This is a genomic window from Roseofilum capinflatum BLCC-M114 (genome assembly GCF_030068505.1).
Lineage (GTDB): Bacteria > Cyanobacteriota > Cyanobacteriia > Cyanobacteriales > Desertifilaceae > Roseofilum > Roseofilum capinflatum.
Map to the genome: position 1 here is coordinate 1 of NZ_JAQOSO010000054.1, position 20,003 is coordinate 20,003.

At 47.4% G+C, this 20,003-nt stretch carries 17 protein-coding genes and 2 pseudogenes; 3 read left to right on the forward strand and 16 right to left on the reverse strand.

The window, feature by feature from the left end; translation table 11 throughout:
* From hemB to PMG25_RS09460, 7 genes and pseudogenes are all read right to left on the reverse strand, one after another.
* Positions 1-1,072: porphobilinogen synthase (gene hemB, locus PMG25_RS09430; protein ID WP_283766646.1), on the reverse strand; the 1,072-nt coding region annotated here is incomplete at its 3' end.
* 421 nt (positions 1,073-1,493) lie between these two features.
* Positions 1,494-2,228: a metallophosphoesterase family protein gene (locus tag PMG25_RS09435; RefSeq protein WP_283766647.1), complete on the reverse strand. Its 735-nt coding sequence runs from the start codon at positions 2,226-2,228 to the stop codon at positions 1,494-1,496.
* 52 nt (positions 2,229-2,280) lie between these two features.
* Positions 2,281-2,766 carry a phosphoribosyl-AMP cyclohydrolase gene (hisI, locus tag PMG25_RS09440; protein WP_283766648.1) on the reverse strand — a complete coding sequence of 162 codons (486 nt, stop codon included), beginning with the start codon at positions 2,764-2,766 and terminating at the stop codon, positions 2,281-2,283.
* Between the two features lie 58 nt (positions 2,767-2,824).
* Positions 2,825-3,304 (reverse strand): annotated as a pseudogene (locus PMG25_RS09445) (nucleoside recognition domain-containing protein); the annotation flags it as partial.
* Positions 3,305-3,347: 43 nt separating this feature from the next.
* Positions 3,348-3,584: a hypothetical protein gene (locus tag PMG25_RS09450; protein WP_283766650.1), complete on the reverse strand. Its 237-nt coding sequence runs from the start codon at positions 3,582-3,584 to the stop codon at positions 3,348-3,350.
* A 98-nt stretch (positions 3,585-3,682) separates the two neighbouring features.
* Positions 3,683-4,495 (reverse strand): metallophosphoesterase family protein, encoded by an 813-nt coding sequence (locus PMG25_RS09455; protein WP_283766651.1) that lies wholly within the window; start codon positions 4,493-4,495, stop codon positions 3,683-3,685.
* On the reverse strand, positions 4,492-5,283 hold the full coding sequence (locus tag PMG25_RS09460) for a CobW family GTP-binding protein (protein ID WP_283766652.1): 792 nt from the start codon (positions 5,281-5,283) through the stop codon (positions 4,492-4,494). Before PMG25_RS09460 ends, PMG25_RS09455 begins: the two co-directional genes overlap by 4 nt.
* Positions 5,284-5,490: 207 nt before the next feature.
* On the opposite strand from PMG25_RS09460, the gene PMG25_RS09465 reads away from it, so the two are divergent.
* From PMG25_RS09465 to PMG25_RS09475, 3 genes are all read left to right on the forward strand, one after another.
* Positions 5,491-5,766 carry a hypothetical protein gene (locus PMG25_RS09465; protein ID WP_283766653.1) on the forward strand — a complete coding sequence of 92 codons (276 nt, stop codon included), beginning with the start codon at positions 5,491-5,493 and terminating at the stop codon, positions 5,764-5,766.
* Positions 5,763-6,131 carry a hypothetical protein gene (locus PMG25_RS09470; protein ID WP_283766654.1) on the forward strand — a complete coding sequence of 123 codons (369 nt, stop codon included), beginning with the start codon at positions 5,763-5,765 and terminating at the stop codon, positions 6,129-6,131. Before PMG25_RS09465 ends, PMG25_RS09470 begins: the two co-directional genes overlap by 4 nt.
* A 135-nt stretch (positions 6,132-6,266) precedes the next feature.
* Positions 6,267-7,559: a SidA/IucD/PvdA family monooxygenase gene (locus PMG25_RS09475; RefSeq protein WP_283766655.1), complete on the forward strand. Its 1,293-nt coding sequence runs from the start codon at positions 6,267-6,269 to the stop codon at positions 7,557-7,559.
* 16 nt (positions 7,560-7,575) lie between these two features.
* Here the strand turns inward: PMG25_RS09475 and PMG25_RS09480 are convergent, their stop codons facing one another.
* From PMG25_RS09480 to PMG25_RS09520, 9 genes and pseudogenes are all read right to left on the reverse strand, one after another.
* A complete protein-coding gene (locus PMG25_RS09480) occupies positions 7,576-8,400 on the reverse strand; it encodes a transposase (RefSeq protein ID WP_283766656.1) in 825 nt (274 codons plus the stop codon).
* Positions 8,401-8,568: 168 nt separating this feature from the next.
* On the reverse strand, positions 8,569-12,015 hold the full coding sequence (mfd, locus tag PMG25_RS09485; RefSeq protein WP_283766657.1) for a transcription-repair coupling factor: 3,447 nt from the start codon (positions 12,013-12,015) through the stop codon (positions 8,569-8,571).
* Positions 12,016-12,136: 121 nt separating this feature from the next.
* Positions 12,137-15,367, reverse strand: coding sequence for a DEAD/DEAH box helicase family protein (locus tag PMG25_RS09490; protein WP_283766658.1), 3,231 nt, complete (start codon positions 15,365-15,367; stop codon positions 12,137-12,139).
* A gap of 12 nt (positions 15,368-15,379) precedes the next feature.
* Positions 15,380-15,745 carry a PIN domain-containing protein gene (locus PMG25_RS09495; RefSeq protein ID WP_283766659.1) on the reverse strand — a complete coding sequence of 122 codons (366 nt, stop codon included), beginning with the start codon at positions 15,743-15,745 and terminating at the stop codon, positions 15,380-15,382.
* Between the two features lie 21 nt (positions 15,746-15,766).
* Positions 15,767-15,973: a PIN domain-containing protein gene (locus PMG25_RS09500; RefSeq protein ID WP_283766660.1), complete on the reverse strand. Its 207-nt coding sequence runs from the start codon at positions 15,971-15,973 to the stop codon at positions 15,767-15,769.
* 5 nt (positions 15,974-15,978) lie between these two features.
* Positions 15,979-16,239: a hypothetical protein gene (locus tag PMG25_RS09505; protein WP_283766661.1), complete on the reverse strand. Its 261-nt coding sequence runs from the start codon at positions 16,237-16,239 to the stop codon at positions 15,979-15,981.
* Positions 16,240-16,255: 16 nt separating this feature from the next.
* Positions 16,256-17,575, reverse strand: a complete 1,320-nt coding sequence (locus PMG25_RS09510) for a restriction endonuclease subunit S (protein WP_283766662.1) — start codon at positions 17,573-17,575, stop codon at positions 16,256-16,258.
* Complete coding sequence (locus PMG25_RS09515) at positions 17,572-19,656, reverse strand: HsdM family class I SAM-dependent methyltransferase (RefSeq protein ID WP_283766663.1); 2,085 nt, start codon at positions 19,654-19,656, stop codon at positions 17,572-17,574. Before PMG25_RS09515 ends, PMG25_RS09510 begins: the two co-directional genes overlap by 4 nt.
* A 40-nt stretch (positions 19,657-19,696) precedes the next feature.
* Positions 19,697-19,918: pseudogene (locus PMG25_RS09520) on the reverse strand (hypothetical protein); the annotation flags it as partial.
* Positions 19,919-20,003 lie beyond the last annotated feature (85 nt).

Below are 20,003 nucleotides of genomic sequence, written 5' to 3' on the forward strand. Positions count from 1 at the left end.
AAGTCTGCAACGCCAGGGCAACAGCTTTAGCGAAATAAGTCAAAATCAGATCAGCACCTGCCCGTTTCATGCTGGTTAGGGTTTCTAGCATCACTTTTTGTTCATCAATCCAACCCTGCTGCGCTGCCGCTTTGATCATGGAGTATTCCCCACTGACATTGTAAGCAGCAACGGGGAGATTCGTGTGTTGCTTAATACGACGAATCACATCCAGATAGGCCAAAGCGGGTTTCACCATTACTATGTCTGCCCCTTCTGCAATGTCTAGCTCCACTTCCTTCAGGGCTTCTCTGGCATTTGCTGCATCCATTTGATAAGTTTTCTTGTCGCCAAACTTGGGGGCTGAATCTAGGGCATCCCGAAATGGCCCATAGTAAGCGGAGGCATATTTGGCGGAATAGGCGAGAATCCCCACGTTGATCCAGCCTTCTGCATCGAGTGCCTGGCGAATGGCTCCGACTCGCCCATCCATCATGTCCGATGGAGCCACAAAATCGGCTCCAGCTTCCGCTTGCATCAGAGCTTGTTTGACCAGCACGGTAACGGTTTCATCGTTGAGAATCTGCCCATCTTTGACAATGCCATCATGGCCCTCACTGCTGTAGGGATCGAGGGCCACATCAGTCATCACCAGCATTTGGGGAACTGCCTGCTTGATGGCGCGGATCGCACGGGGAATTAAGCCATCAGGATTGTAGCTTTCGCTTCCAACGTTGTCTTTTTGGGGATGGGGAATGAGGGGGAAGAGAGCGATCGCCCCAATCCCCAGCTCGTGAGCCGCTTTCACTTCATCTAGCAGCAAATCCAGGGAATAGCGGAAACAACCCGGCATCGAAGGCACTTCTTCCTGCTCTCCCTCCCCCTCCATCACAAACAGGGGATAAATCAGGTCATCTACCGTCAGCACGGTTTCCCGCACCATCCGCCGCAGCGCATCCGTGCGACGCAGACGACGGGGACGGTGGACTTGAGAAATGGACGAATCAGCAGCAGATTCACTAGAAGGGCTAGTGACATTTGCAGCATTAGCAAATGTCTCGTCAGAAGCAGTCTGGCTTGATTGAGTCAGCATAAACCTAGCGTGAGAATGATTATCATTTTAACAGTACCACACTATAGCTAGTCTCAATGAGTTGTGCAACTGGAAATGCCCTCTCCCTATATCCCTCTCCCGTGGGAGAGGGACTTTTCCCCCTTCTCCCTTCGACTTCGCTCCCTTCGACTTCGCTCAGGGCAAGCAGGGCAGCCATTACACAACTCATTTAGGTTTGCTATATATGACTGGAAATGCTCATAATTCAATCAAAAAAATAGGTAATTTATCCCGGTTGGGAGCATAGCAAATATCGAGAAAACCCCCTATTCTATCTAAATCAAAACTTACCCATTGGGATAATTTTTGGGGCACAAAAAAACCAAAAATTATCCCAGTATAGCGCTTTGCGCTATAAGTCCTAAAAAATATTGATCCATAAACTATTTATTGGCGATCGCTACACTTTGGAAACACCAAAACCCTTGGCAGGGCTATAAGAAACTTTTCTAAAGGTCACATCATTATTACCAGGGTTATAGAGGGTGTAAGTGGCTTGCCTCGGAGTTCGTCCCACGGAGCCAACCCCTACCACACGACGGGGTGTTTTCCCTTGATCTTTCGGCTCTTGCGTTCCGTCTAGGGTTGTGACGGTTGAGCGTAATTGTTGGGGTTCAATCCAGCATTCAAAAGCTAGTCCCGATCGCCCACAAAACAAGGTATTGGCATCGGCACGAATCAGGCGATCGCACAACTGAATCGCAGGCGTATTCGGTGTCAGTTCATCAGCATAGCTGACGATACTGCCATGAATCAGCAAGCAATCGAGTTCATGAAAGCCAAAATGGAGCGATCGCAACCACCCCACCGACTCCCGCGATACCGAATCCCAGAGTTGCTTGACCCCATCGCCGCCAAACTCTGCCATCAGTTCCGGGGCATCTTGCAACCCACTCAGCCCATGCAGACTAAAGCATTGCTCTTCCCACCAACCGATACAAATTTGGGGTTCTAGCTCCCCAGTGCGGGGCGATCTCAACCGCTTAATCGTCGCCTCATTATCCCCCTTCAGCCCCACCACATCCCCAATGATGTAGAGGTCAGTGACTGGGCTGCGCTGTCGTCGAATATCCTGCAACACCGCCTCATACGCGGCTAAATTTCCCTCAATTCCGCTCAAAATAGCCCATTGCATCTGCTCACCTCCTTGAATTTGACCTGCTTACCCACTCATTGCCTTCCTTGGTTCAAAGTTGAGTAGGATTGGGAGCATCCCCATAGACAGCAACAGGGTCAAAAGTTTTGATGGTTTCCGTAAAGGTGAGCGAAATGGGCCGACTCGCCTTAACATCGCCCTCACCAGGAGAAACCTGACGGTAAAAGCAAGAGCGATACCCCACATGGCAACTGGCTCCTGTTCCAGCTACTGTGACCTTCATCCACAGACAATCCTGGTCATCATCAATCAGCAATTGCTGCACAGTTTGCACCAGCCCACTCGTCGCGCCTTTGTGCCAGAGCTGCTGACGACTGCGGCTGTAGTAATGGGCTTCGCCGGTTTCAAGGGTTTTTAGCAACGCCGCTTCATTCATATAGGCGTGCATCAGCACCTCGCCGGTTGCAGCATCCGTGGTGATAACGGGGATGAGTCCATTCGCGTCAAACTTAGGAGCCAAGAGCATCCCTTCTTCGACAGCTTCAACTGAAGTCCGGGCAGCAAATGGTGATGACATTAGCACAAAAAAAATGAGAACAATAATCATTATTGCATAATGTGGCCAACTACAGCCGTTACAACCGGTTGCCTCCCCAGGCCAGAAGCATCGAAAAGGCGATCGCCGCGATCGCCTGCCTCCCCATCAGCCCCACCACAAACCGCACCGACTGTTCGCGGGCAATGGTCAGTGCTGTCACCAAACAGGGCAGCAACACCCCGGCCAGGTAAACCCCCGTCAAGATTTGCAGAGGGGTTAGTAGCGCTAGGGTCTCTGGTTCGGCAAAGAGCAGCAGTCCGTCTTTGCGAATCGAGGCCAAAATAACCGGTAGAGCGGCTTCTGGAGGCAGGCCAAACAGCCCCATTAGGGGATTAATCCATCCCGCTAGAGCAGTGATGACACCAAATTCGTCCAATACAGAGGCGATCGCCGCGATCGCCACAAAGATAGGAATCGCATTGGTGAAAAACTGGCTGAGAGTTCCCTGGGTTTCGCGCCAGATAGCCGACCAACGGGGCATTTCCAAAAACGTGCGCCGTTCAATCATCAGGGCATTGTGGAGGTTTGGACTGCCCATTGCCCCATCCTCTTTTCCCGGTCTACCGATTTTTCTGCGCCGTTGCGGATTCCGCAAGCTTTGAAGTTAGGCTTTCTGTTTCCATCGTCGCGGGTGGGTCAGTGACCAACTTTATTGTACCGCAAAGCCGTCCTTTTAGGACGGGGTGTTCAACCCATTTTTCTGATAAGATTTCTAGTTCTTCTCCTGGATGGTCGGGGAGTTGAATCTGGAGGATGCCGTTATCATCAACAGAGGCTTTCAACTGGATGGTTTGCATGGTTAGATCTCCGATTCACTGAATGTTCTGGGATAGTGAATTGTTTTTCCTCCTTAATTTAATCCTCCTTTCCCTTTACCACAAGAATCAGTATCCGCTCATCGCTGGCACACATGACTCGGATCGTCTGCCCGTTCTGCAAACTCCATACCCCGCGCCAACCGCCAGGCAAAGATCGGCGGCAGACCCTTGGCAATGATGTCGGCACAGGTTTTTTCGTAGTCGTAGGGCACTTCTCTGAGTTCTACCTGTGCTGTATCGGTGTCATAAAGAACATAGGTGGCATTGGGGCGACCATGCCGGGGTTCTCCGACTGATCCAGCGTTCACAATTTGCTTTAAGGGGGTTTTGAACTGGGTTTGTGACCCCTCTTTACCGGGTTGGTCAACTCTGACAGTTAAGGTTCCATCTTCTAGGTTCCGCACATAGGGCACATGGGTATGACCGCAGAACAAAACATCGGCATCTGTCGAAAGGACTCGTTCGAGTGCCGCAAAGCCATCCATGCTGGGCAGCAGGTATTCGTGTTGGCTATTGGGACTGCCATGGACAAAGCAAAGATTATCCAGTCGTAGGGTCATGGGGAGTGTTGCCAGAACCTCACGCACCTCTGGATGAATGGTGTTGTTTGTCCATTCATGGGCTAGTCGTCCTCGTTTCTCTGCTAATTGAGACGGATAACTGCATTCGCAGGCATTCAACCCCTCGACAATATCTTCATCCCAACAGCCCTGAACGGTGGGAATATCGAGGGAGCGAATCATTTCGACGACGGCGTTGGGATGGGGGCCATAACCGACGAGATCCCCCAGGCAATAAATCTGGTCTGCGTTGCGATCGTCGATATCAGATAATACGGCATTTAAGGCTTCATAGTTGCCGTGAATGCAGGAAATGACAGCTAGTTTCATGTTAAGACACTCTCCTCTGGGTTGGTTTGATCGGAAATAATTGCTTTGTAGTGTTCCTGGTATTGGGCGATCGCTCCATCGGATAAACACCCATCCAACAGGGTTTGGGCCATGGTCTCCTGTTCTAGGTTCCAGCCTACAACCTCAAGGCCACTGAAGCGTTCGGGACGGCCCTCTAGCCAACGGGGAATACTCAATTCGGTGTATTCGATTCCGGACAAGCCGTCCACAAAATCCACGTAAAAGGCCCGTCCATCGGGCAGTTCAAAAATACCCTTGACGCGCTGTGCCTGTCCGTAAGCGCCGCCGGTCAGTTCAATCAAAATCTCGTCTAAACTGGGGGCATCGAAGACCTGTCCGGTTAAAGGCGATCGCCACAAATCTGGTAATAGGTCAGGAACTGGGATATCATTTCCGGGAATCACTTCATCCGCCCAGTCATGCCAATCTGATTCCTTCAGACCAGGAGGCAGCACTGCGACCCGATGACAGGGCAGCGACGCTAGAAAGGGTGAGGCTAAATCCAGGTGAAATCCTAGCTCAAAATAAACCAGAGCTTGTTCTGGTAGGCCGGTTAACACTTGGGGCGCTTGACTTTCAGGGATTAAATTCACCCAAGGAAAGCGATAGGCAATCCGCGCCTGGTCAACTAAACAGGCTCCCATCCCTGGACAGCAGTAAAACAGGGGACGGCTCTGGTCTTGGAGGAACTGACTGATCCAGGTGGTTTTGCCACTACCGGGCGGCCCGGCGATCGCAATCATGGCATCCATTCGATCGGGTTTCACAGTGGAAATTGAAGAAATAGAATGATAATGATTATCATATTAAGTTAAGGTATTCTGTGCAACCCTTCTGTGTTCAGCCATGCGATCGCCCATCGATTGAAGGGCAATCGTTGGGAATTAAACTTTTGAGCAGTTTGGTTATCTCCTAACCCTTCTTTTCTGCTTAGGATAAAATTTAGGGACAATATTGGAACCGAGGTTCAGTCTATGGCAGTTCGTCAACCCCGCTATAGCAAAGAAGAGTTTGCTCGACGTGGCGATGAGATTTATGAGTCTCAGGTGCGTCAACAGGTCGAAGAAGGCAACCCAGGAAAAATTGTGGCGATCGACATTGAAACTGGAGCTTTTGAGATCGCTGACGATCTACTAACAGCATCAAAACGGCTCTCAGCAAGAGTATCAGATGCTCAAACCTGGTTTGTTCGCATTGGACATCCAGCAGTTGATCATTTTGGGGCACGGAGTTTGAGACCAAAGCAATGATGCAAGGGCGTGTGAATCAGGGTTGTGAAGCGATGTTGGCGATCGCCGTTAGGAATAATCAGACAACGCAAAGGGTAGATGCCGTAATTGATACAGGCTTCTCTGGTTTTTTAACCCTGCCAGCAGACATGATCTCGACATTAGCACTCAGTTGGGAAGGTCGAGATATGGCGACATTAGGCGATGGAACTTTTTGTACTTTTGAAGTTTACCTTGGGCTGGTAATTTGGGACGGGCAATACCGTGAGGTTTATATCAATGAGTCAGAGACGATTCCTCTGATTGGAATGCAGCTATTGCGAGGTTATGATTTGCGAATCCAAGCAATCGAGGGTGGTCTAGTGATGATCGAGGCTTTGAACTAGAGCAAGATGGTCGGTAAGTCAGGGTATTGGCATCAGCACGAATGAGGCGATCGCAATCAACGTCATGGATTCCATTCAGTCTTGCCTTAAGATAAAATTACAGAAAGTAGAATGATTATCATTATTGTATAATCCATGAATTGGAAAGTGATGTGTAATTGGAAGACGGCCCCCTCAAATGGAACACTAGACAAGGTAGACATCGCCATCATTGGTGCAGGGCCCCAAGCGTTAACCCTGGTCACTCACCTGCTGCAAAAGAAAAAGTCGATGCACAAGCGTTTTGTGGTACTCGATCCGGCGGGGGATTGGCTGCGCCAGTGGAACCAACAGTTTGCGGCATTGGAGATTCCCCATCTGCGATCGCCCGCAGTGCATCATCCCGACCCCAATCCCTACGCCCTTCGCTCTTTTGCAGAAAGGCGAGCAGATGAGCTATTTCCGCCTTACGATTTGCCTGGAACTCAGCTATTTCAAGAGTTTTGCCAGGAGGTCATTCGTCGGTGGGAACTCCAGGATCGGGTGATTCCAGCAAGAGTAGACCAGCTTGAAGGGTTTATCTCCAAGGGAAAGCAACGGTTTCGCCTGGGACTGGCAGATGGCCGATGTCTAACGGCCAAGCGGGTGGTGCTGGCGATCGCCGGTGGTACGCCCAACCTTCCCGAATGGGCGCGGACGCTGCCGTTTACCTATCCAAGGGATCGCCTGCTCCATTCCCACCAGATCGATCTGCGAGGGCTGCGGTTAGCAGGAGAGCGAGTGCTGATTGTCGGCAGTGGACTCACCAGTGGGCATCTGGCATTGGGGGCGATCGCCCGTGGCGCACAGGTCATCATGATGGCGCGGCGCACCTTCTACGAAAAGATCTTTGATGCCGAACCGGGATGGCTTGGGCCCAAATACCTCAAGGGATTCCACGCCGAACCTGATTGGGAAACCCGTTGGCAGATGATTCAATCCGCCCGCAATGGTGGCTCCCTCACCCCCGCCATTTTCACCAAACTGCGACGACTGGAGCGGGAAGGCAAGCTGTCATTTTACGAACAGTGCCAAGTTCAGTCAGCACAGTGGAAGGGAAATGCCTGGAAAGTGACCTGCAATCAATCGGATGTCCATGATTGCATTGCCCACCGGCCCATCAACCGCATCTGGCTGGCCACCGGAACCACCCTGGATGTAAACCACTGGTCGCTATTGTCTGATGTTCGTGCAACCCATCCCCTGCCCGTAATCAACGGATTGCCTGTCCTTGACTCTCATTTGCGCTGGGCCGGCTGCAACCTATTCATCATGGGCGGGGCAGCAGCCTTGCAACTGGGGCCGGTGGCCCGAAACCTGTTTGGCGGCAGGTTGGCCAGTGAGCGGATTGTGCCAGCGCTGATTAAAAATTTTTGGATAACCTCTTCTGTCACTCTCCGGGTTCAATGAATAGGAAATCTGCCAATTATCCGGAAGGATAAAAGGATTCAAATTGATTAACACCGTTAATCAATTTATTAAATCCTCGTAATAAATAAGAACTCGGAACCACATCTAACCACGGAACAATTGACCAGAACAGAAGGGTCGGCTGAATCAGTAAACGAAAATTCTTCAAGATACTTTTCCAACCGCCAGAGCGATCCCACTGTGAGTGGACAGAACAATCTACTTGAACTTTAGCACTTTTTATCTTCTGGGATTCTGAATTATTTAATGACAAAAATGGTTGACTATTCAAGCTAATCATTAGATAAGCACTCATGATCATCTCCCACCATTTTTCAATCTGGGCATATTGAGTTAATCTATAAGAAGTATCTGTCGTTATTTGCCAATAAGTTCGTCTTCTTCGGTGACCAAATATAATCTCTCTAATGTAGCGCTCTTCTGAGGTTTGATCGCTCAAAACTCTCTTGAATTTATACCACCTATTCTCCCTAACCCTTTCATGACTTGGCATTAGAACTCCATGGTTACTCCTAATTGATACAATATAGCATAAGTTATGTTCCTCTAATTTTCTCACAAATTCACTCCCTTCACCATAGAGACTATCTGCTAATACTAATTTAATATTAAAGCCATAATCTCTCAATTCATCAGCAATTTCCGGAAAGTACTTTCTGGGGATAGGAGAAATAATTCCTAAATGCAAGTATTTAAAATATTCATAACTTCTCACATCAGCAAACATCTCTTGATAAGAGTCACAATATTGATCGACAACCGAAACCGTGGTTTCTGGCGATCTGGGCAAATGTTTTAAGATCTGTAACTCTACATCCATTGCTCTATCTCGCTTTTAGCTATTGATACTCTATTTTATTCTATCTTCACTATCGGATAGTGACAGAAGAGGGGTAATTGGCAGATTTCCTATTCATCGAACCCGGATAGTAACAGAAGAGGGGTATGCCCTGCCCACTTACCACTAAATTTCGAGTAAAATTGTTAATTATTCATTGTTCATTGTCAAAGCGGCTTGCATTTGGGTAAACCAGCCAATTAACTGATCCAGTTGTTGATTGGGTTTGAACACCCCTAAGCCGCGCACGGTGACTTTTTTGGGACTGTAGACAAAGCGAGCATGGAAGCGGCGATCGAGTTTTTCTTTTAATAGATTCCAAGCGGGTTCTTCCATGGGAGTTTCTAACACAACGTGCTGTTTTCCGTCGGGTTTAATGCGGGAAAAACCGAGGGATTTGGCCAGTTGTTTGAGTTCCATGACGCGGATGAGTTGTTGCGCGGGTTGGGGAATGGTTCCGTAGCGATCGCCCCATTCCATCTCGATTAAGCGTAATTCATCACCACAACCCGCCGCCGCTACGGAGCGATAGGCTCTCATTTTCTGATCCATGTCGGGGATATAATCGGCAGGAATAAACGCCGTAATCGGTAGATCGATACTGGTATCATCGACTTGGGGAATCTCCTGACCTTGGATTTCCTGAATCGATTCTTGTAACATTTCCATGTATAAATCAAAGCCAATCGCCGTCATCTGTCCGGACTGTTCTGCCCCCAAGAGGTTACCGACTCCGCGAATTTCCATATCTCGCATGGCTAACTGATACCCAGAGCCTAATTGAGTAAATTCCTGGATCGCTCGCAGGCGTTTTTGAGCGGCTTCCGGTAAGGTGCGGCGATCTGGATAAAAGAGCCAGGCATGGGCTTGAATTCCCGCCCGGCCGACGCGCCCCCGTAACTGATACAATTGCGACAAGCCAAATTTATGGGCATCCTCAATTAAAATAGTGTTGACGCGGGGAATATCCAAACCTGATTCAATGATGGTAGTACAAACCAGCACATCGGCTTCCCCGTCGCTAAAACTGAGCATTGTTGCTTCGAGTTCCGTTTCTGGCATCTGTCCATGGGCGATCGCCAATCGCACCCCTGGAACCGTCTTCCGAATCCGGGTACTGATCTCCTCAATTCCCTCAACCCTGGGAACCACATAAAACACCTGTCCCCCCCGATCCAACTCCTGACGGATCGCCGTGCGGACTGCCTCCAAATTATACGCCGCCAAATGGGTTTTAATCGGGCGACGGGACGGCGGTGGGGTGGTAATCAAACTCATCTCCCGCACCCCTGACAAGGACATATAGAGGGTGCGGGGAATGGGGGTTGCACTGAGGGTTAAGACATCCACCTGGGTTTTCAGCGCCTTAATTTTCTCCTTCTGATTCACCCCAAACCGTTGCTCTTCATCCACCACCAATAAGCCCAAATCTCGATATTTTACCTCTTTATTCAACAGTGCCTGAGTACCAATCACCACATCCAATTCCCCCGTGGCTAACCGTTGTTGAATCTCCTTGCGTTCCGTGGGAGTGCGAAAGCGGTTTAATAGTCCAATTTCAATCGGATAGGGGGCAAATCGTTCTTTGAGGGTGTGATAATGTTGCTGGGTTAAAATCGTCGTTGGAGCTAAAAACGCCACCTGTTTTCCTGCCGTCACCGCCTTAAAAATGGCGCGAATCCCCACTTCAGTTTTCCCAAATCCCACATCGCCACAAACCAAGCGATCCATGGGGCGCGGGGATTCCATATCCCGTTTAATATCCTGGGTTGCCTTCAGTTGATCGGGAGTGGCTTGGTAAGGAAAGGAGTCTTCTAATTCCTCTTGCCAAGCGGAATCCGGGGGAAATTGAAATCCTTCCTGTTCTGCTCTAGCTGCATAGAGTTTGAGCAAGTCTACAGCCAACTTCTTGATGTTTTTGCGGACTTTGTTTTTGGTTTTCTCCCAAGTTTTCCCCGCTAATTTATGTAAGGTTGGGCGCTTGCCATCGGTGGAGCGAAAGCGAGATAATGATCCGACTTGATCGGCGGCGACGCGGAGTAAGCCATCTTCATATTTGATGACTAAATATTCTCTGGTTTCTTCACTGACGGTGAGCTTTTCTAATTTTATAAACCGTCCGATCCCATGGCTTTTGTGAACGACATAATCGCCGGGTTTGAGAGTATTGGGATCGACTTGTTTGGAGGCAGCGCGGCGACGTTTGCGGATGTAGCTGGGGGTGGCGAGGCTATGTTGTCCATAAAATTCGCGATCGCTCACCACCATAATCTTGAATGTCGGCAGCACAAAGCCTTCTAGCTCGGCGACTCCGGAATATTTGAGGGCGATCGGGGTATAGTGGACTTGCAGAGAATCGATCGCCTGATAATCCTTGGGATTGGGTATAAATTTTGCCGCGCAATCATGTTCTTGCAGCAAGGAAACCGATCGCGAGGGTTGGGCAGAAATGACAAAGATTAACGTGCGATTTTTGCTTTCTTCTCTCAGGGTTTCCGCGAGTTTGGCAAACTGATGGGGGAGAACCGGAACCGGGCGACTGGCGACATTCAGCCCGTTAGTTATTTTACTTTCAGCCAGTTCCGATAAGTACAGACAAGGGTAGTCTTGAACGGGAGTTAAGGACTGGGCAAAGGAGCGATGAATCGGGGGCACTTTACCCACCCCTTCGACTTCTTGTAAGCTTTCGTACTGCTCTTCGATATGATTGACCCAATTATTACTATGACTCTCACATTGGGCGGGTTCATCGATCGCAATCAGACTATTTTGGGGTAAATAATCCAACAGGGAAGCAGGTGTATCAAAGCCCAACCCTAAATAGGCTGAGGAGAATTCCGGCAAGGTTTCCACCCCCAGATCCGTGAGTGCTTCCTCAATGATGGGCGTAAAGGCAGTGGGCGTTAAAATGACTTCTGGGATCGGATCGAGCGATCGCCCCGTAGCCGGATCGAGTTCCTTAATCTTCTCTACTGCATCCCCATCCCCCTCCGTTGCCCACCATTCCAGGCGCACCGGCAACTCGGAAGCCACAGGGAAAATATCCACAATGTCCCCTCGGCGACTCCATTGCCCCTCGGTTTCCACGGAGGTCACCCGCTCATAACCGAGTTGACTTAACTTCCGATCCAGCGCTTTACTCTCCCAAATATCTCCCTTTTGCAACCGCAGAGCATAGGGTTTAAACGCCTCTAGGGGCGGCAAATGGGGCTGTAGCGCCCGCTCCGTACAAACAATAGCCCGTTGACGCTCGGTATTACCTAACACCAACTCCGCCAACACCTGCATCTGTCCCCAAACCATCTCCGGTTCCGGAGGGCTGGATTCATAGGGCGACGCTTCTGTAGTTGGGTAAAATAGGACACTTTGCCAATCCATAGCTTCTAACTGCGCCGTCCATCGGTTGGCTTCCTCCATAGTTGCCGTCACCACCAACAAGGAGCGAGATTCCGCTTGGGAGAGGGCAGACGCAACTAAACCCTTGGGAAATCGGGGAATTCCCTGAAGTTCTAAGAATCGATTGTCGCCGAGTTTAGTCAGTAGCTCTTGCGTAAGAGGCGATCGCCGCAAGGTTCGCAAGATAGAGGAAAAGGCCATAAATCCAAGTGTTACCGAATGTGAGTGCGATCTATTAGTTTAAACCGGGAATGGGTTATTGGCGATCGGTCATGAGGAATGAGAGATGAGACCCTTTAAAATAGAGGAACAGCTCCTCTGGTTAGTGAAATGCTCTAGAGTGACTAACCGTATGCTCAAAGTCATCACAGAGTTTGTTCACCAGATCTTCCATTTCTTTGAAGAAATAGTCTCCTACAGTTTTCCGCTTAGTGGCTTTGTACTTTCGATAAATCTTAGCAAAATCTTCATAAATTTCATCTTCAGATACATCAGAATTAATTTTAATAATCAGGCGTTTACCCTCTTCAGAGTCCCTGACATATTGAAAGAAATCGCGAATCTTGGTCTCAAATTCCTTAATGCGTGCGGCTTTGAGATCCTCTTGCTCATTACGGGCTTCAATAATTTCTAGGATATTAAATGGGTAGGCAGTTTGACCCGGTTCTTTACCCTTGGCCACTTTAGTTTCTTGTTTTTTCTTAGGTTTCTTTTCTTGGGCTTCAACTTCGACAATACCGATTTGATTGTCAAAGTAAACTTCGATCGCGTCTTTGATATCATCAGTACGGTGGTGCTGATTATAGAGCCGATTGAAGAGGCGTAGGAAGGCTAAAAAGCTGGGTTCCTTGTACTTTTCATCGATCGCGATCACATACTCAATACGGTTAAGGAGGGTGAAGTATTGCGCTGCTTTTGCTTTGGCATCGGCGGTATGCTGAGGGTCGGCCCAGATGTGGTTTTCAATGCTGCTTTCTAAATCCAGATAGCTTTCTGGATCGTTGCGTTTGGCATTGTCGTTAAAGATGTGAAGAAATCGGTCAAAAAACTGGTTATATACTCCAGACTTTTTGAGTTCTGAAAAGAGGATCTCTAGCACCCGGCGATCGCTGAACGGGTCAAAGTCACTCACCACCACATCAGAGAAATGCTCAAAGGCATCTTTGATCGTTTGGACGTTGACATTATTGTAAGAGAAGTCAACGATCTTACAGTCGTTTTTATATTTGGCTGTGCGGTCAACCCGTGAAATGGCTTGAATGGCGGCAATACCTCTGATTTCTTTATCAAGGAATAGGGTATGGAGTCGCCGCTCATCAAATCCGGTTTGTAGCTTGGCAACGACGATAATTAAGCCATTTTTTTTGAGGGCAAAGTTTTCTAAGACTTTTTCTTCGCTGAGTCCATCATTTAACCCAGTAGCGCTTTGCTGGTCTTGACTGCTGGAGTAAACGACATAGATCGGAGCATCGGCGTATTTTGCGTATTTGGGCTGTTGGGTGATGGCCTGAAAGTGACGTTTAACGGCCTGAGCATACAGTCGGGCGGCTTGGATGGAGTACACCGCTAACATGGCTTTGCCTGTGCCTCGGATTTGTCGATAGACATCTTTAACCAGTAAATCCGCTATATATTTACTAATTGCGTCTATGCGATCGCGTTGTTCATAGATTTGCTTTTTATCAATGTCTTTGTAGTTGGGTTCCTCAAAACCCTCTAGCGGGTTGCGGGGAAGATCGAACAGCATTTTTGAGGCAACGGGAACGATATTTTTGATGGGGTTGAGGATAAACCCATCTTTGATCGCTTCATTCATGGTGTAGGAGTCAAAAGGAACCCACAGTTTTTCGCTTTCGGCATAGCCGCTAAATTCTCCGAAGCGTGCCAGGGTGTTATCGTCTGGGGTGGCAGTGAAACCGATGAGTAGGTTTTTCTTGGTGCGGATGAGATTATATTGGCGGTTTGCGTCAAAGGGGGTTTGTAACTCATCGAAGATATTGATCATTTCTTCGTGTTGGCTGCCACTATTGGAGCGGTGAATCTCATCAATGAGGAAGACGATCCGGAGTTCGGCCAGTCTTTGGAGGGTGTCAGCATCGAGAATTTTTTGCACGTCTTGGAATTTTTGCAGGTTGATGATGACTAAGCGCTTATCCGAGGTGAGGGCTTTTTGAAACGTCTTTTTGTCGTGGGCTTCTAGGAACATGGACTTTTCAATGTTCATGTTCCGCATTTTGGCATCAATCTGGCTGCGGAGTTGGAGGCGATCGACCACAATCATAACTTTATCGTAAACATAAGTACCATTGCGGCGCAGGTCTTTCAGTTGCAGTGCAGTCCAGCCAATAATATTGGATTTACCAAACCCGGCGGCGTATTGCAGCAATAGGGAATAGACGTTTTTATTATTGGCGTAGGCTTTACGCTTTTCAATCAGTTCGGCGCGTTTGGTTGGAGCAACCTGGGCTAGTTGTTGCTCTAGTTGGTGAATGAAATAATCATCTTCGAGTTCGTGGGCTAAAAATTCGTCAATTTTTGCCAGAATCTTATCTGTGCCAAATTTTTGTTTGGGACGGGGGCAAATCAGTTGTCCTTTTTCGTCCTTGAGTTCTTTGCGACCGTTGATGGTGCAAACTTCCCGCTCGATGAAGTTGTAGTAGAGTATTTCTTTTTCAATGAAGCTTTTGCCGTAGTGGTAGCTAAAAAGTTCTTTCAGTTTGTCTTTTTTGTCGGCGTGAGGGTTGAGCAGGGGATAGGGTTTGAAGTCTTGTAGAACTTTCTTGGTGTAGTCCTCTCGATCGAATTTGCCTTTTTTACAGGTGTCTAGGACTTCATCAAAGAATTGGTCAATGGTGCGGATAATGTAGGTTTCGGCAATGTCGGTGGTGGTGATGTGAATGGCTTTTTCAAAGATTTTGAGGAAGTCTTTGCGGTAGTGGGCTTTTTCGGATTCGCTCAGATGAGGGTTTTGATCGAAGATTTCGTAATATTTTCTGACGGCTTCAAAGTAGTCTTTGGAAACTTTGCCCCGTCCGTTTTTCTTGGCGGTTTGGTTGCTGAAGTTGGCTTTCAGTTCGCTATAGCCCAGATACAAGCCATTCACAAAAAAGCTGAGGTCAGGACGGAAGGAAAAAATCTGTTTGCCTTGATAGTCGTATTTATAGGGCAGTTCTTGAATGACGGAAAAGATATTTTGCTTGAATAGGTCGCTATCGTGAATCACGCTGTCATCGGTGTAGAACAGATGGAGCTTAACGCCATGTAGGGTAACGGATTTGTTAGCGTTGATGAACAGCGCCATGTTCCGACTGCTGGCGATTCGTTCTTGGATGAGTTCGAGCAGGTCGGCGAGCAGGGTTTGGGCGTTGCCGTTGTATTTTCTCAGTAGGGTTTCGTAGGGCTTTTGGTTCAGGGTGGTGTTAGAGATAAACTCTTGTAGATCATCTTCAATGATGAGGGAGTTGGTAACAGTGTTGGGTTTGACTTCCCGGTAGCCTAGTTCGGTTTTGATGAACGGGACGAGAAATTTTTCTTGTAGATGAAGTTCAGACATAAGTTATATTCCTTATCGCCATGATTCTAGGGAAAACTGTTGGACTTCTTGAATTCGTTTCATGTCATTGTCTGCCGACACAAGAGTTAAGCTGTGTTGCAGGGCTGTGGAAACAATCCATAGATCGTGATCGGTAAAGCCGAGATTGTAGATGTTAGCTCCTCGACGTTTGGCTTTTTCTTTCGGGGCAAAGTGTCTAAAAATACTGGCTTTAAGATGACTGTAGATATTGGCGGTTGTTTCGTCGATTAGATATATAGCAAGTCCATTTGAGTTGTGAAATAGAAAAAGCCCTCTCCCTAAATCCCTCTCCCACGGGAGAGGGACTTTTCCCCTTCTCCTGTGGGAGAAGGGGGTAGGGGGATGAGGGGCAGCCATTACACAACTCATTTAGGTTTGCTATAGATCAAGATTTTGCAGAAAAGCCTCAACTATTTTGCGATTTTCGTTGACTCGCTCTGATTTGTCTGCCATGTAGAGAAGTTCGGCATGAGTAATAATGCTGATGCTAATGGTACTATCAGATCGCTCTTTTAGTGCTTCTATCACCTGTGGGTTGCCGTTGATGATGTCGCTACAGTGGTTGGTGTCGAGTAGGTAAGACATGGTGGCTAAAACTGTGATTTTGAGCGAGTTTCTATCACAAAATTTAGACACTCTTCGAGGTCATCACCTTGCCAAGTGTTGGCATATTTGAGTAAGTCTTGGGCGCATTTGTTGCGTTTGAGGGTGGTTTCTTCAAGTTTTGGTAGTTCGCCTTTTGCGGTGAGGGTTTGAATGGAGTCGAGGAGGTTGCTAATTAGGATGAGCCATTGGGGGGAAAGGCTGTTAAGTTGGTGGTCAATTTTTTGCCGTAGTTGAATCACGTTCATGGTTAATTCTCCATTTTCAATTTTCAGTTACTTTAATTTTGCCTGTGACAACATCGTTGATTAGGGTTTTACGGAGTTCTTGGAGTTTTTCGATTTGGGTGTTGATGGTTTGGATAATTTGGTCTATTTGGGCAGTTTTGGTGTCGAGATATGAACTTATTTTGAGTTGTTCTTCAAGAGGAGGTATAACCACCTCAACACCTTTTAATTTTGAACCGTTGATATGTAGTAGTATCCCTCCTGTTGTTATCCTATGAAGTGATATAAATCCACATTGACTGACAAGTGAGTAAAGTAGATATTTAGCTAGGAAACATGAATCAATAACTCTCAAGATCAACAACGCATGGCAATTAGCACCTTCAAATTCTTTGGGCACTATACCAACTTGACCAATGGAACCTGTTTGAACAACCAAGATGTCATCTTCTTTCAAGATTGATTTTGGGTGTTTTTTAGACCACTCTCTATCAACGTAGTAATAACCATCAGGTGTGAATTTCACTGAGTTATCTTTAATATGAATTCCTTGAATATAAGGAACTCCACTTTCTTTCATTATTTCTCGTGTTGGCCCCACATAGCCATTGGTCAGCTTTTTGAGAGTTTTTGATAACTTTGTCACTTCCCAATGTTTAGGGATTTCGCCGATCCAGTCAATGCCGCTATCTTTCATCGGAACAGACTTATCAAGACCGCGTGTAACGGTTTCATTGATAAGCGATCGCTTCAATTCCTCATAGCGTTGGGCTTTTTGGGTGAGCAGGTCAATTTGGCGATCGATCTGGGCGGTTTTGGTGTCGAGGTAGTGGGCGATCTTTTTCTGTTCAGATATTGATGGAAAGGGGACAGTGATTGCGCCAAACTTATCAAAGTACAAACGCAATCTGACATCCATGATGCCCCGTGAATGCCGTTTGAAGATTGCTTGCGACTTTTCCGTTCTAAATAGATAGGTGTAAAATCTCTCGTCTACTTGGTCACTGGCTTTCCGCAAGATGTCATAAGCAGGACTGGTCACACCTTCATATTCTGATAGTCCTATTGCTCCCATCCAAGCTAAGAGCTTGTTAACAACAATGTCACCTTTTTTGACCATCCAGTAACCGTCAGTAGTAACAGCCTTATTGCCTCGTTGTTCCATTTCCTTACGAGGTCTGACACCAATGCTTGCATATAGCGAAAGAAGCTCAAAGTCATTATTTTCGGGTGCTGTATCAGTGATTAAGTTAAAGATGTCTTTAACTCTTTTCTCATCCCAATCAGCAGGTATAAACTCATCCCACTCATTATCACTGTCTTTATATTTCGTATGAGGAGCAGAGTAAAGCTTCATAGTGAAAGTTCCTCCTCAAGTGACTTTAACTCATCATTCAGAGAATCTATTTCACCCAAAATCTCTTCCACACTTCGCAACTGCTCAGGCTGATAAAACACCTTATTAAAATTAATCTCCACCCCCACCACATTATCCAAATACTCAAACGGCTTCGTAATGTACTTCGCCATAAATGCTTCAATCCCCGCCCAATTCTCATCCGGGTCACGATGATAGGGAATAATCTCATAATCCTTCTGAGTATCCGGCATTAACTCCACCGTAATTACAATACTTTCGGGCTTCGTTTTCGTCTTTTTCTTAAACGACGACTTCACCACAATTTTTCCACAGCCCAACGCCTCCCGCTTACCCAACGCCTCCTTAATCAGCGTTTCTTGGTCATTATCAAAGCTGTATTGCTCTTTTTCCGTCGTCACCACCAACGGCTGTTCTTTATAGTCCAACGAACTGATAAACGGCTTAATCTCCTGCTCAAAATAGGTCGCCAAATCCCCCCGGCTGTCGCCACCCCCCTTATCAAACGAGTCAGGAGTAACCATAATCTCAAACTCCGTTAACGATCGCTCTCCATTGTCCAACTTGATGGGGTTTAGCTTCAAACTTTTTTTACCCTCCTTGAGGCGACTAGCAAACGTTCTCCCCTGCTCATCCACATTTGTGAGCATAATCGCCTGTTTATTAAAATAGAAAAACTCCTTATCAAACACCCTGGCATAGTCATTATCTGCCCACTGCGCCAACGTTGCCACAATCTCTAAACGGTTCACCTCATCCACCTCTTTCCGCTTAGAGCCTTTATTTTTCTTCAACGGCTTAAACTTTTCACTGGCATTAATCAACATCACCCGATCCTTTCGTTCATCGGGTTTCTGCTTATTCAGCACCCACAAATAAGTATAAATCCCCGTATTAAAAAACTCATCCGTCGGCAACTGAATCACCGCTTCCACAAGGTCATTATCTAGCATCCACTTCCGAATATTGCTTTCCCCTGACCCCGCATCCCCACTAAACAGCGTCGAGCCATTGTGAACCACAACACCCATACCTGTTTCATTCATCTTCGAGATCAGATGCTGCATAAACAACAACTGCCCATCTGATACCGAGGGCAAATACTGAAAGCGTTGGGTCTTGTCGTTGCGGATATCCTTCTGAAACCCCTTCCAGTCCACCCCATAAGGCGGATTGGCAATCACTACATCAAACTCATCGTTGTAGAACTTGTCATCCGTCAGGGTGTTGCCATGCTCGATTTTAGAATCCACCCGAAACCGACTTTCAATCTTGGCAAGGGCGTAAAGGGGATCATTCCAGTCTTGCCCAAACGTCTGAGTGAAGCGGTTGACCTTTGCCTTAATCCGGTCTTCCACCCCAAACAGCAGATTTCCCCCCCCGCAGGTACAGTCATAAATTTTCAGTAGGCGATCTGAGTCCTCAATCTTTGACGCGATAATCTCCGCAATCAGGGCGATCACATCATCCGGGGTGTACTGTTCCCCTGCTGTATCCGCAGAAATATCCGCCCAACGGCGCTTGATATGTTCTTCTAGGGTGGTAATATCTGAGTTATTAAAGGGCTTTAGGTCAATGCTACTCCACTCTTTGACGTAGCTAAACAGCACCTTCTTCCCTTTCAGTGTGGCGATCGCTCCTTTGATATCGAGGTACTTTTCCCCCTCAAAAGCATCCACCCCCAACAAATCTCTCGTTTCCCCGTCAAATCCTTTCAGATAGGCATCAAAGTCAATATCAAAAGCTTTATCGTTCTGGCAGATGTCCTTTAAAGTCTGGCTTTTCTCAAAAATATAGACGTTGTAGCCTTGTCCCTTATCTTGAATTAACTCGCTCAAATCATCCGGTTCAATCTCAAAGAGAGTCTCTTCCCCCAGTTCCGCCTTTAACTGATCAAACATCCGCAGCAAACGGCTCTCAATCATGACTAGGGCAAAGAACGGCATCATATAGGACGGCCATTCTGATTCCTTGATGCCACAACCCCGCAACAGGTCAGCCGTAGACCAAATCGTTGATTCGTATTGCAGGATATTGGATGTAGGGTTTGATGGGGTCATTTCAGAAAGAGTATGATTTGTTTCAACGTAAAGCTTTTATCATAGCTTCTAATTGCGCCGTCCATCGGTTCGCCTCCTCCATCGTTGCCGTCACCACCAACAAGGAGCGAGATTCCGCTTGGGAGAGGGCAGAGGCAACTAAACCCTTGGGAAACCGGGGAATTCCCTGAAGGGTTAAGGAGCGGTTGTCGCCGAGTTTAGTCAGTAGTTCTTGCGTAAGAGGCGATCGCCGCAAGGTTCGCAAGATGGAGGAAAAGGCCATAAATCCAACGGTTACCGAATGTGAGTCCAATCTATTAGTTTAAACCGAGAATGGGCGATCGGCGATCGGTCATGAGGAATGAGAG

What these genes read in the sequence shown, in the direction of transcription:
- PMG25_RS09455 (WP_283766651.1), bottom strand. Translation starts at nt 4,495, where the DNA reads ATGAAACTAGCTGTCATTTCCTGCATTCACGGCAACTATGAAGCCTTA.
- hisI (WP_283766648.1), bottom strand. Translation starts at nt 2,766, where the DNA reads ATGTCATCACCATTTGCTGCCCGGACTTCAGTTGAAGCTGTCGAAGAA.
- PMG25_RS09495 (WP_283766659.1), bottom strand. Translation starts at nt 15,745, where the DNA reads ATGGCTGCCCCTCATCCCCCTACCCCCTTCTCCCACAGGAGAAGGGGA.
- PMG25_RS09505 (WP_283766661.1), bottom strand. Translation starts at nt 16,239, where the DNA reads ATGAACGTGATTCAACTACGGCAAAAAATTGACCACCAACTTAACAGC.
- PMG25_RS09510 (WP_283766662.1), bottom strand. Translation starts at nt 17,575, where the DNA reads ATGAAGCTTTACTCTGCTCCTCATACGAAATATAAAGACAGTGATAAT.
- PMG25_RS09435 (WP_283766647.1), bottom strand. Translation starts at nt 2,228, where the DNA reads ATGCAATGGGCTATTTTGAGCGGAATTGAGGGAAATTTAGCCGCGTAT.
- PMG25_RS09490 (WP_283766658.1), bottom strand. Translation starts at nt 15,367, where the DNA reads ATGTCTGAACTTCATCTACAAGAAAAATTTCTCGTCCCGTTCATCAAA.
- PMG25_RS09515 (WP_283766663.1), bottom strand. Translation starts at nt 19,656, where the DNA reads ATGACCCCATCAAACCCTACATCCAATATCCTGCAATACGAATCAACG.
- PMG25_RS09475 (WP_283766655.1), top strand. Translation starts at nt 6,267, where the DNA reads ATGAATTGGAAAGTGATGTGTAATTGGAAGACGGCCCCCTCAAATGGA.
- PMG25_RS09450 (WP_283766650.1), bottom strand. Translation starts at nt 3,584, where the DNA reads ATGCAAACCATCCAGTTGAAAGCCTCTGTTGATGATAACGGCATCCTC.
- PMG25_RS09470 (WP_283766654.1), top strand. Translation starts at nt 5,763, where the DNA reads ATGATGCAAGGGCGTGTGAATCAGGGTTGTGAAGCGATGTTGGCGATC.
- PMG25_RS09500 (WP_283766660.1), bottom strand. Translation starts at nt 15,973, where the DNA reads ATGTCTTACCTACTCGACACCAACCACTGTAGCGACATCATCAACGGC.
- PMG25_RS09480 (WP_283766656.1), bottom strand. Translation starts at nt 8,400, where the DNA reads ATGGATGTAGAGTTACAGATCTTAAAACATTTGCCCAGATCGCCAGAA.
- mfd (WP_283766657.1), bottom strand. Translation starts at nt 12,015, where the DNA reads ATGGCCTTTTCCTCTATCTTGCGAACCTTGCGGCGATCGCCTCTTACG.
- PMG25_RS09465 (WP_283766653.1), top strand. Translation starts at nt 5,491, where the DNA reads ATGGCAGTTCGTCAACCCCGCTATAGCAAAGAAGAGTTTGCTCGACGT.